The sequence below is a fragment of the Ensifer sp. Root1252 genome (genome assembly GCF_001425885.1).
Lineage (GTDB): Bacteria > Pseudomonadota > Alphaproteobacteria > Rhizobiales > Rhizobiaceae > Ensifer > Ensifer canadensis.
The window spans coordinates 38,903-50,950 of the sequence record NZ_LMDT01000018.1; the positions used below are offsets into that span (position 1 = coordinate 38,903).

Consider the following 12,048-nt stretch of genomic DNA (forward strand, 5'->3'; position numbering starts at 1 on the left):
TGCTGCTTGTCCCGTCACCATGAAATCCGTCGTCCGTCGTAGCTGCAGAAGCTGCCGCTGTCGGCCATGTCCGCTTCGTCGATAATCGCTTTCAGCCCAGCGGCACTTGTTGCCACCGGAACATTTGCCTCGCCGCCACCCATGTCGGTCCTGACCCAGCCGGGATGCAGCGACAGGACGGTGATGCCGTCCTTGCGAAAATCCTGTGCCAGCTTCACCGTCGCCATGTTCAACGCCGCCTTCGAGCAGCGATAGGCATAGTCGCCGTCATCATCGTCCAGCGTGCCTTCGGCAAGCGAGCCGGCACGACTGCTGATGTTGGCGATAACACAGCGTTCACCGGCCAGAAGGTTCGCATGCAGCGCACGTGCCAGGAGCAAAGGTGCGAGCGCGTTGACGCGCATCACCTCGAGGAAATCATCGCTGTCCAGCGTCGCAAGCCCACCCGTGTCGCCGCGGATGCCGGCATTGTTGATCAGAACGTCGATGGCCACACCTTCGAGCGCTCTGCCAAGGGCCATGATCGAAGCGGGGTCGGAGACATCAAGCGATTGCGCTTCAATGGCACCTTCGAAAGACGCTTCCCCTCGGACGCAGGCAATGACCCGCCAGCCGTCGGCCGCATAGAGTGCCGCGAGCTCGCGCCCGAGACCTCGCGAGGCACCGGTGATCAGCACGGTGCGTCGTACCTCCGTTTTATCGATGCTTGATGTCATATTTTCTCTCGACCATGTTCACGAGGCTGGCTGCAGCAAGCGTCAGGAAGATGTAGAAGATCGCGGCGGAGTTATAGGGCGCGAAAGGCAGGAAGCTTGCCGACTGGAACTCGCGCATGCGCTGGGTGATGTCGCGGATCGACAGGATCGACAGCAGCGAGGTGTCTTTGAGGATCGCGATCAGTTCGTTGCCGAGCGGCGGAATGATGATCCTGAAGGCCTGCGGCAGGATGACGAGGCGCGCTGTCTGCCAGCGATTGAGGCCGATGCTGCGCGCCGCCTCGACCTGGCCGACCGGTATGGCGTTGATGCCGGAACGGAAGATTTCCGCGAGGTAGGCCGAATAGGCAAGCGCCATGGCGACGATGCCGCGCACCAGATTGGGTGGGTCGAGCACGCCTTGCGTCGCGTCCTTCAACGCGCCGCTGAGCGGCAACCCGACATAGAGCACGATGACCAGCATCGGAATGCCGCGAATGGTATCGACGATGAATTCGGAGCCGACCGCCAGCGGGTGGCGCTGGTGCAGGTAGCCGCCGAAGGTCAGAAGCCCGAGGATAATCGCCAGCACCGCAACCGTAATGCCGGTTGCGCGATCGCGGTCGTTGAGCGCTTCGGTCTTCCAGAGCACCGGCAGATCGGCAGGCGCCGAGGCGGCCGGCAGCAGGGCGGCGCTGACCCCTTCGTTCTTGGCCATGGAAGCGAGTGCTTCGGTCGGGCCGACAAAGGTGCGAACCGGCGTTTCCGTCTGCGGCGCGCCGTCATACTGGCCGAACCGCACCGCACCGATCAGACCCGCCGGCGTGTTGGTGACGATGCCGACCTTGCCCTCGAGCGAACCGGCAAGCACGTAGGTGTCACGCGGCTGCAGCAGGAACCAGGCGGCGACGAGCGCCAGAACCAGGGTCGCGACCGCAAAATAGAGGCTGGTGCGCACCGTCGAGCGCAATTGCAGGAGGCCGACCCAGACGAGACCAAGCACTGCCGCCAGGATGTAGGCGGCAATCGCGGCGCGAATGGTGGTCGCCACCCCCGCAGCAAAGGCGATGTGCGCGAAGAAGAGAACGAAAACCAGCCCGGCGCCGTTGACGACGCCGAGGATCCAGCGCCCGACACGTCTGAACGGACTGTCCAGAGGCTCGCCGCCACGTGCGCCTGCAAAAAACAGCCCGAGACCGAGGGTGCTCGACACCAGATATCCCGGGAACAGCCAGGACTCGACACCACGAAGCCAGAGATCGGCGGCCTCAGTCAATTGGCGCGGCGTCACGCCCTTGACGATCAGGTCCGATTTGAACGCATCGACGCCGTTTGCCACGACCGAGGCGATGAAGGGGTGAATGTTATGCCCGAGCAGCAGGACGACGGCGGCGCCGAGGTTCAGTACGGCCGCGGCCACCGCCCACTTCGGACGGCTCGCCTTGGCCCGCGAGAACAGGAGCACGCAAAGGCCCGCCGAAAAAGCGATCGCCAGCGCGAGAAAGCCGGGCACGAAGGCAGACGAGCCGTTCTCGACGCCGAGAATGGCGCGAAGCGACCGCTGGTAGTCTCCGGAGGATACGAAAAGATAGATGATGAAGGGCAGCGCGGTCAGGATGATGAGATTGCTCGGACGCACGCTTCTCAGGAACGACATTCATTCCTCCGGGGTATTGCTGTTGAAAAGGCTAGCCCCCGGAGCGGCCGCCTCGGCGCTCCGGGGAAATTGCGGAGGGCTTATTTCAGGCCCCAGTATTTGTTGACCAGCTGGTCGAGCGTGCCATCGTCCTTGATCATCTTCAGGCCCTCGTTGAAGGCCGCGACATTCTCGTCGCCCTTGCGGAAGACGAGGCCGAGCGGATCGGATTCCAGATCCTTGATCGCCACCACCAGTTCGCCGGCAAATTCGCGCTCGTAAGCCGCCGCATTCGCGCCATTGATGACGACGCCGTCGACGTCCTTGTTCTTGAGCGCGATGATGGCGGCGCTGAAGGTGTCATAGGCGGCAACGTTCTCCTTACCGACCACACCTTCGGCAACCTGAGCGTCGGTGGTATTGGCCTGGGCGGAGAGCTTTCTGCCGGCCTCCTTGAAGCGATCGAGCGTGATGTCCTGGTCTTCAACGCGCATCAGCACCGCCTGGCTGTTGACGATATAGGGGTCGGAGAAGTCCATCGCCTTCTTGCGTTCATCGGTGATCGAGACGCCGGAGGCGACGAGATCGAAATTGCCCTGATCGAGAGCGGCAAAGATGCCGTCCCAACCGGTGGTGATGAACTCGGCCTGGCAGTTGATCTTGGCACAGACCGCATTGACCACATCGACGTCGAAGCCAACGATCTGGCCGCTGGCCGGATCGACGCTTTCCATCGGCGGCGAGGTGGTGTCGGATCCAACCTTGAGCAATTTTCCGCCGAGATCGGCAGCGTGGGACACACTTGCGGAAAGAGCCGCAAATGTCAGGGCAATAATCAGTTTTTTCATGGTTCTCCTCCTTGGATGATGAATGTTCATGCCAGCCTGCCGCCGAGATTGTCCGGCTGCCTTTCGATCAGGGTTGGCCTGAAGACCTGCCGGAGCGCCTTCGGGTCCTCACCCTCCATGCGCTTCAGCAGGAACTGCCCGAGCGTCCGTCCGAGGACCTCGATCGGTTGATAGAAGGTGGTGATCGGCGGCGTGAAATAGGCGCTGACGTTGATGTCGTCATAGGCGATCACGTCGACATCGACGCCAACCTGCCGCCCGAGACTGCCGAGACCGGAAAGGACGCCGAGCGTCGTCGATTCGTTGATGCAGACGAAGGCAGTCGGCGGCTCCGCCACCTGCAAAAGGTCGATCACGCTCTGCCGGCCAAAATGGGTCGAAAGATCGCCTTCGACAACGAGATCGGCAGAGGCGGTAACGCCGGCTTCGCGGAAGGCGCGGGCAAACCCGTCCAGCCTGTCCAACGCATAGGAGAGCCGACGCTCCGGGTTGACGAGCGCGATGCGGCGATGGCCGCCGGCAAGCAAGCGGGCGGTGGCAGCGTGGGCTGCCCACTCGTTGTCGATATCGACATGGGCGTAATCCAGATCCTTGCGGCAACGCCCCATCGAGACAAATGGGAAATGGTGGTCGACCAGCAGATCGATGCGCGGGTCGTCGGCAAGAATGCCGGAAAAGATCAATCCGTCGGCCAGACCCTGATCGACGATGCGGCGCGCCGTTTCCGCGCCGTCGGCAGCATCGCGGATGACATGCACGGACATGCGGTAGTCCGTACCATCCAGCGCCTGGCTGACGCCGCTCAAAATCTGGGTATATTCGACGCCGTCCCACTCGTAATCGCGTGCCGCGGTAACCGGCATCAGCACTGCCGCCTGAAAGCTCTTTCCGGTGCGAAGCGCCATGCCGCGCGCATTGGCCTGATAGCCGACTTCGCGCGCCGCCTTGAAGATGAGATCGCGGGTAACAGGCGCAACGACAGGCGAATCCCTGAGCGCTTTCGAGATCGTCGCGATGGAATAGCCAGTGATCTCGGCCAGTGTCTTGATCGTCGGCACCGGTGTACGCCGGGTTCTGTGCATATGCGCCGCCATGCACCCTCCCAGGCCGTTGGCTCACTCTGAACATATGCGTAACAGTCAATAAAAACGTTTTCAAGAAAAATAAAAACGTTTTTATTATCATATGGGGAGAAGTTCGACGTCAAAGAAATTACTACCAAGACTGCCTAATGGGCCAGGAAGGTGTGCTTTGCGCCGGAGCGGAACCCAAAGGACTTGCGGATCAACACCCGCCGAAGACTACAGCGCCGCGCGTCTTACTTAGACGCGCAAAGGTCGCTGTAGCACTTTGAATTGCTTCATGTTTTTATCCTTAAATCGAATAGGATTTAAGGAATCTGGCAGTAGACCTCTGCGCCAGGTAAAATCCCGCAAATGAAAAAGGCCGCGAAGCATTCCCTTCGCGGCCTTGTTAATCGATATTCAGAGTAGAGACGCACGACACATCACACTGCGCCGTGCGGGCGCCTTCTCAATCCATGTCGTCGCTATCAGGCGCAATCGCATGGTCACGATTGCCATGGATGATCTCACGCTTGCCGACATGGTTGGCAGCGCCGACAAGGCCTTCCTTCTCCATGCGCTCGACGAGCGAAGCGGCACGGTTGTAGCCGATGCCCAGACGCCGCTGGATGTAGGAGGTCGAGCACTTCTTGTCGCGCAGCACCACCTTGACGGCCTGGTCGTAGAGTTCGTTGCCGTCCTCCGAGGCCATCGCCGTCTTGTCGAAGACAGCGCCCTGCTCTTCCGCGGGCTCCTCTTCCTCTTCGTCCGCGGTAACGGTCTCGAGGTATTCGGGCCTGCCTTGCGTCTTCAGGTGGGCGACGACGTGCTCCACTTCCTGGTCCGAAACGAACGGTCCATGGACACGGGCGATCCGCCCGCCGCCCTGCATGTGCAGCATGTCGCCCTGGCCGAGCAGCTGTTCGGCCCCCTGTTCGCCAAGGATGGTGCGGCTGTCGATCTTCGACGTCACCTGGAAGGAGATACGGGTCGGGAAGTTGGCCTTGATCGTGCCGGTGATGACGTCGACCGAGGGGCGCTGCGTCGCCATGATCAGGTGGATACCGGCAGCACGCGCCATCTGCGCCAGCCGCTGGATAGCACCTTCGATCTCCTTGCCGGCGACCATCATCAGGTCGGCCATCTCGTCGACGATGACGACGATATAGGGCATCGGCGCCAGATCCATTTCCTGCTGCTCGAACAGCGCCTCGCCGGTGCCCTTCTCGAAGCCGGCCTGGACCGTGCACATCACCGGCTCGCCCTTTTCGCGGGCAGCGGCAGCACGCTGGTTATAGCCGTCGATATTGCGAACGCCGAGGCGCGACATCTTGCGATAGCGGTCCTCCATCTCGCGCACCGCCCATTTCAGCGCCATGACGGCCTTCTTCGGATCGGTGACGACGGGGGTCAGCAGATGCGGGATGCCGTCATAGACGGAGAGTTCGAGCATCTTCGGATCGACCATGATCAGGCGGCACTCTTCCGGCTTCAACCGATAGAGCAGCGACAGGATCATGGTATTGATCGCCACCGACTTGCCCGAACCGGTGGTGCCGGCAACGAGCAGATGCGGCATCTTGGCGAGTTCTGCAATGACGGGCTCGCCACCGATCGTCTTGCCGAGGCAAAGCGCCAGCTTGCAGTTCGTCTTGCGGAAATCGACGGATTCGATCAGCTCGCGGAAATAGACCGTCTCGCGCGTCGCATTCGGCAGTTCGATGCCGATGACGTTGCGGCCGGGCACAACAGCGACACGGGCTGATAGTGCCGACATCGAGCGGGCGATGTCGTCGGCCAGGTTGATCACCCGCGAGGATTTGACGCCGGGCGCCGGTTCAAATTCGTAAAGCGTGACAACCGGCCCTGGCCGGACATGGATGATCTCGCCACGCACGCCGAAATCTTCGAGCACGCTTTCGAGCAGCCCGGCATTCTGTTCGAGCTGCTCCTGCGACATGAAGAAGCCGCGGCCTTCCGGCGGTTCCTGCAACAGGTCTTCGGCCGGAAATTCATAGCCGTCGGCGTGCGCGAAACGCTCGGTCGTACCGATAGGCGGCAGAAGCGAGGGTGCGCGCGAGACTTGGGCGGGCATGGTGATCGCAGCCTTTGAGACTGTCGCAACCGTACGAACAGGCTCTTCCTCGGCCATAAGCGATGTGATCTCGGCCGGTTCGACCGCAACAGGTGGAACGGATGCGATTTCCGACGGCACGATCATCGGCTCCGGCGCATCGCGCGTGGGTTCGAACGATGCGGGTTCTGCTAGTGCGGGCACAACGGCGGCAGGCACCGATGGCACCTCAGCTGCCGGGCGGCATTCGACAACGCGGAACAGCGACGTGATCGCCGTCGGCGGCATGCGCTTGATTTCGACTGCCTTGACGGGAATTGGGGCCGGTGCCGGTGCCGGCATCGACACGACAGCGGCGGGCGTGAAGGAAGCGGGCACCGCTGTGTCGACGAAAGGCTTCGGCTGCACGGTGGCTGCCTCAGCCGATCCGTCATCCAGGCCGGACGGGCCAAACTCGAAGAAGGCGAAGTCCGACAGAAACGACAGACGCGTGTCGGCCGGGGCTTCTACTGCCGCCGCTGGCTCGACTATCTGCGTCGGTTCAACGGGTGCAGCGAGCATTGCGATCGCCACAGGCGCCTCGTTCGCGGACTGGGCCGGCAGGCTCGGGCCGATTGCAGAGCCAGCAACGGTAGCGTTGGGCGCCAGGTTGGCCGCGCCTGCCTTTGGCGCCGACGACCAATGCGGCAGCTGGCTCGTGAGAACGCGCAGCAGCTCGGAGGGGCTGTAGGAAGGCAGGGCCTGCTCAGGCACGGGTGCGGGCATGGGCACGGGAACGACATCGACCATGTCCGGCGATTCGACGGGGGCGACGGCTTCGATAGCCGCAGACGCTGCTTCCACGGGCTCTGCCGCGGCGACGACATTTTCGCTTGAGGCAATCTGTTCCTCAGATGCGACATCGCTGTCGCTGTCCGAAGGCGCGCGGCGCTTGGTAAACTCCCGTTCCGGCGTGCGGGTGAACCGCACGTTCGGCGCCAGGAAGAAGTGGCTCTCCCACGTTGAATCGCCGTAGTGGCCGGCGATCTCCGACAGGGTCGGCAGCGGCTCGTCGGTCGACGTCGTCACCTGGGCCGGCGCATAGGCCGTGCCCTGGCCATAGAGCCGGGCAGCGCGGCCGACATGCGCCGTCGCGTCCGATTGCTGGTTGGCTGGTTTGCGAGGCGCGGCAGGCGCCTCGTACAACTGGTAGGGATCGACTGGATCCACGTCATGGGTGGGCATATCGCTCAACGCACCGTCCTGCGGATCGTCATAGTAATCCGCCTGGTTTGCATCATGCAAAGCTGCCTGAGAGAAGTTTGTCCTGGGAATACGCATGGGTCCTGGAAGAGCTAGAGACATCGCCGAGGGGCCTGCTAAGCGATAGAAAATGAAGGTTAACAAGTCCCTTCCAAAGGCCGCTTGAAAGACATCAGGCGCGCCGTTCAACCCGGCAAAACGACCGATGAAACGGCCGCAATCCCCATCCCGCTCAAGGGCATCGCGCCATTCTGTCGCTGGCAGAACCTGGCCGAAAATATTTCTTCCGGATTGTCATTTTGGCACGTCGCGGCGCAGCAGGGGCAACCGCTTCGGTCGGAGATACGGACCATAACGAATCGGGCCGGCGTGACCTTGTCACGCCGGCCCCGAGCGATCAGCTCCGGCGCGCAGCGACGAAAGCCGCGTGATGCCTGGCCAGAAGCTCGATCGCTTCATCGACAAACGCCGGGCTGACATTGGCCGAAAACTCGATCCGTGCACTCTTTCCGTCTCGTCTCAGCTTGGCAAAGGCCTGGCCGTTCTCGTCGGTGAGAACCTCGGGTTTGGCCGGATCCTGCCTTTCGGTACGCGACAGACGCGCAAAGACGAACTGGAAGCGCTGGTCGCTGTCGGCCTCGAGGAAACGCCTCAGACCAATCTCTTCCTGCGCCTTCTGCAGCGCCTGCTCGCCCTCAAGCAGGCCGCCGATCGCCATCCAGCGTTCGCGACCGACCTTGGGCGCCGGACCGATTGCCCGTGCGATTGCCATCGGAACGCTTTCGGCGACCTGGATCAGCCGCGACAGCTCGCTCTTCTGGACGGCGAGCGCATCGCCGATCACCTTTCGATCAAAGCCGCGCTCGGCCAGGGCCGAGGCAAACAGCGCCCGCTCGATAAAAGACAGGTTGCGGCGTTCGGCGTTTTCCTTGCCCTGCGCCAATACAAGTTCGTCGTCGGTCAAGGACCGGACGATGGCCTTGACCTTGATGCCGAGGCTGCGGACGGCGTTCAGCCGGCGGTGGCCATAGGCAGTTTGATAGCGGCCCTGCTTTTCCGGGTGCGGGCGCACGAGGATCGGCGACTGCTGGCCGTTTTCGCGGATGCTGTCGCCAAGCGCCAGGAAGTCCGGATCGTCGAGCTCACCATCGGTCAGGCGGTCGCCGACGAACGAGGCGTCGACCAGATCCGGATCAAGTTCGACAACGCGCTCGCCCTGATGCAGCGCCTCGCGCAGCGATCGCGCCTCTTCTGCCTCGCGGGTGATGCTGCCAAGCGAAAGGCCCATGGCCTTGATGGCGCCCGAGGCCGCACGCGGTGTATCGGCAGCAGGTGCGGCAGGCGTCAGCGTCTTTATCTCAGCGGAGCTCGTCGCATTGGGTTCGGCGCCAGGCGCAGGCGCTACGTTTCCGGAAAAGAGTGCGCGCAGTTCGTTCTTGCGGTTGCCAGCCATGTATTTTAGCGCCCCCAGGCCGCATGAATGAGAGCTTCGATCTCGCCGTTGACGGAATTCAAGGATTCGATCGCGCGGTCGTAGGTCGCGCGGGTGAAATTCTCGCGACCCACTTCGTACAGCGTCTGCTTCGTCAGACCGGCATCGGAAACGGCGGTCGACTTGACCATCGCCGAGGTCAGGACACGGTCTCCGAACAGCGAGCGCATGAAACCGACGATCTGCGCCTGCGGCCCGTCGTTCGGCTCGAAGCGGGTGACGAGATAGCGCAGGAAGTCGAAGTTGAGTTCGCCGCCCGCCTCGCGCACGACGCTCAGGAGGTCCGAGGTCATGTAGAGAAACTGGTTCATCGACGCGACGTCGAGCATCTGCGGATGCACGGTGACGAGAACCGACGTCGAGGCGCAAAGCGCCGACAGCGTGAGATAACCGAGCTGCGGCGGGCAGTCGATGACGACGACATCGTAATCGTCGGCAACGCTTGCCAGTGCCGACTGCACCCGTGCGAAGAACAGCGGGCCGGCATCGGAGCCGCTATGGCGGGCGCTGAGTGCCTGCGGCGTCGTATGCTCGAATTCCTGCAGTTCCAGATTGCCCGGCACCAGGTCGAGCCCGTCGAAATAGGTCGGACGGATAATGTCCTTCAGCGGCCGCGCTTCGGCGTCGTAGCGGATGGCGCCGTAGAGCGTGTCGTTGCCGGTGAGGTCCAGCTCCGGCTGGTAGCCGAAGAGCGCCGAAAGCGACGCCTGCGGGTCAAGGTCGACGGCGAGAACCCGGTGGCCGGTCATGGCGAGGTATTGCGCGATATGGACCGACGAAGTGGTCTTGCCGGAACCGCCCTTGAAGTTGGTGACGGAAATGACCTGCAGGTGCTCGCCGCGCTCGCGGTCACGCCACTTCAGGTAGCTGCGCGCCTTGGCGGCATTGCCCTTGGCAAGTGCCTGCTCGGCAAGGTGGCGGCGAAGCGCGTTGATGTCGGACAGCGAATAGGAGCGGCGACCGCCGGTGCCGGTATCGGGTTGAGGCCCCTCGCCCGCAAGCGACAGCTGGCGCAGGTAACCGTCGGAAACGCCGATCAGCTTGGCCGCCTCGCCTGAGGTGAAGCTGCGAAGCGTCTTCATCGCCGTTGGCGGAAACAGCCGCTCGCGCATCGCCTTCAGCTGTTCGGAAAGGGCGCGCGCATCGGCCGCGATCGCTTCGTCGGCTGGCTGGCGGGCGTGGGAAGGGTCCGTCCCGGATCGCGTCTGTGTTACCGTCATGTCCATTCCCGCCATGCTCCTTGCGCGCTTTCCCGCACCATTGACACCGGGATGCACTAACAGAGATTTAATTCAGATACGCCTAAACGGCACATATTCACAAAATTCCGTAACAGAGATGCCGCAGACAATGATTCGCGTCAAGGCATCGAGCCGAGTTCGAACATCCCGGCCGGCAAGATCCTGCACGCTTGCGAGACGGAAGAGACAAAAAGGCCGCCGGCCCAAGGGCGGTGGCTCGTCGTGACGTCGCGTGAACGCGATTGCCGTCGAAGGATCAGAGCTTGGGACCGATATGATCGGGGATCGGGCACTGGTAGGGCTTGCCTTCGGTCTTTTCCCGCCACTCGGCCTTTGCCTGCGCCAGCAGTTCCGGATCGAGGATGAGATCGAGACCGGTCGTCGCCAACGACTTGGCCGCGTGGGCGAAAGCCTTGTGTGCCGCGGGGCTCTTGCCTTGCGCTACCACCTGCCAGGTGTGCGGCGCGGTGCCGATCGCCCAGGCGGGCGCCCAGCATTGCGCCGTCGGCGTCACCCAGCTGACATCGCCGACATCGGTGGATCCGGCGCGAAAATGCGACTGACCCTCGAAATCGCGCAAGCCCAGATGGAGACCACTCGATCCGTCCATCCGGCTGTTGGAGAAGACGTCGCCCTTGATCTGGTAAAGTCGGATGCTGCTGGCGATCGCCTCCGGAGTCATGGTCTTTTGGATATCGCGGGCAAATTCAAGGTCTGCCTCATCGAAGGGAACCGGTCCGAGCGCGACCATGTTCTGGTGGATCGCCGTTTCAAGCGTGATGTTCGGCAACAGATTGGTGGCGGCGCGATCGAAGACGATCTCGACCTCCGTCTCCGTCATCATCGCAGCGCCCCTGGCGACCTTGTCGATGCGGGCAGCCAGCGCAAGCGCCTCAGGCATTTGCGGCGCACGCACAAGATAGAGCGCTTCGGCGCGCGCCTGGACGACGTTTGCCGCCTTGCCGCCGGCGTCGGTGATTGCATAATGCACGCGGCAATCCTGCGGCATGTGCTCGCGCAGGAAGTTGACGCCGATATTCATCAGTTCCAGCGCATCGAGGGCGCTGCGTCCAAGATGGGCGCCGTTCGAGGCATGGGCGGCGACCCCCTTGAAACGATAGTAGATTTCAAGGACGGCGAGATTGTTGGTCGAGCGCACGCCATTGAAGGGTGCTGGATGCCAGGTGAGTGCGGCATCGACATCGGCAAAGGCGCTGGCGCGCGCCATGAAAGTCTTGCCCGAGCCGCCCTCTTCGCCGGGGCAACCATAGTAGCGAACGGTGCCCGGCAGATTGTTCTCGCGGAGATAACGGGCAAGCGCGACTGCTGCCAGCAGCGAGCCGGTGCCGAGCAGATTATGCCCGCAGCCGTGTCCAGTGCCGCCGTCTTCAAGCGGCTTTGCCTCGACCACCCCGGCGATCTGGCTCAAGCCCGCAAGCGCGTCGAATTCGCCGAGAAGGGCAATGACCGGGCCACCCGCGCCGGCTTCACCGGTAAAGGCGGTTTCGATATCGGCCGTTCCCCGCGTGATGCGAAACCCGTGCTTTTCCAGCATCGCGATTTGCGTTGCCGCCGACTGGTGCTCGCGAAAGCTCAGTTCGGCATAGTCCCAGATCGCGTCGCTCATGGCAGTGAATTCGGGCTTCAGCTCTTCGACGATATCAGCAAGAGCGGCGACGACGGATGGCTGGGGCATGGATATTCCTCTTGCGGGCAACATGGGGGCCGGCCGCATTGGCATTTCTGTCTTCAGATG

At 62.6% G+C, this 12,048-nt stretch carries 8 protein-coding genes; all 8 read right to left on the reverse strand.

What is annotated here, in order from left to right:
• Positions 1–14 precede the first annotated feature (14 nt).
• On the reverse strand, positions 15–677 hold the full coding sequence (locus tag ASD02_RS19190; protein ID WP_025429202.1) for an SDR family oxidoreductase: 663 nt from the start codon (positions 675–677) through the stop codon (positions 15–17).
• Positions 678–696: 19 nt separating this feature from the next.
• On the reverse strand, positions 697–2,352 hold the full coding sequence (locus tag ASD02_RS19195; protein WP_057209765.1) for an amino acid ABC transporter permease: 1,656 nt from the start codon (positions 2,350–2,352) through the stop codon (positions 697–699).
• An 80-nt stretch (positions 2,353–2,432) separates the two neighbouring features.
• Positions 2,433–3,179 carry a transporter substrate-binding domain-containing protein gene (locus ASD02_RS19200; protein ID WP_025429204.1) on the reverse strand — a complete coding sequence of 249 codons (747 nt, stop codon included), beginning with the start codon at positions 3,177–3,179 and terminating at the stop codon, positions 2,433–2,435.
• Between the two features lie 26 nt (positions 3,180–3,205).
• Positions 3,206–4,273, reverse strand: coding sequence for a LacI family transcriptional regulator (locus ASD02_RS19205; protein WP_038577936.1), 1,068 nt, complete (start codon positions 4,271–4,273; stop codon positions 3,206–3,208).
• 439 nt (positions 4,274–4,712) lie between these two features.
• A complete protein-coding gene (locus ASD02_RS19210) occupies positions 4,713–7,637 on the reverse strand; it encodes a DNA translocase FtsK (protein ID WP_057221049.1) in 2,925 nt (974 codons plus the stop codon).
• A gap of 319 nt (positions 7,638–7,956) precedes the next feature.
• Positions 7,957–9,012 (reverse strand): plasmid partitioning protein RepB, encoded by a 1,056-nt coding sequence (gene repB / locus ASD02_RS19215; RefSeq protein WP_057219074.1) that lies wholly within the window; start codon positions 9,010–9,012, stop codon positions 7,957–7,959.
• 5 nt (positions 9,013–9,017) lie between these two features.
• Positions 9,018–10,271 carry a plasmid partitioning protein RepA gene (gene repA, locus ASD02_RS19220; RefSeq protein WP_107027553.1) on the reverse strand — a complete coding sequence of 418 codons (1,254 nt, stop codon included), beginning with the start codon at positions 10,269–10,271 and terminating at the stop codon, positions 9,018–9,020.
• A gap of 277 nt (positions 10,272–10,548) precedes the next feature.
• Complete coding sequence (locus tag ASD02_RS19225) at positions 10,549–11,988, reverse strand: M20 family metallopeptidase (protein WP_057219076.1); 1,440 nt, start codon at positions 11,986–11,988, stop codon at positions 10,549–10,551.
• Positions 11,989–12,048 lie beyond the last annotated feature (60 nt).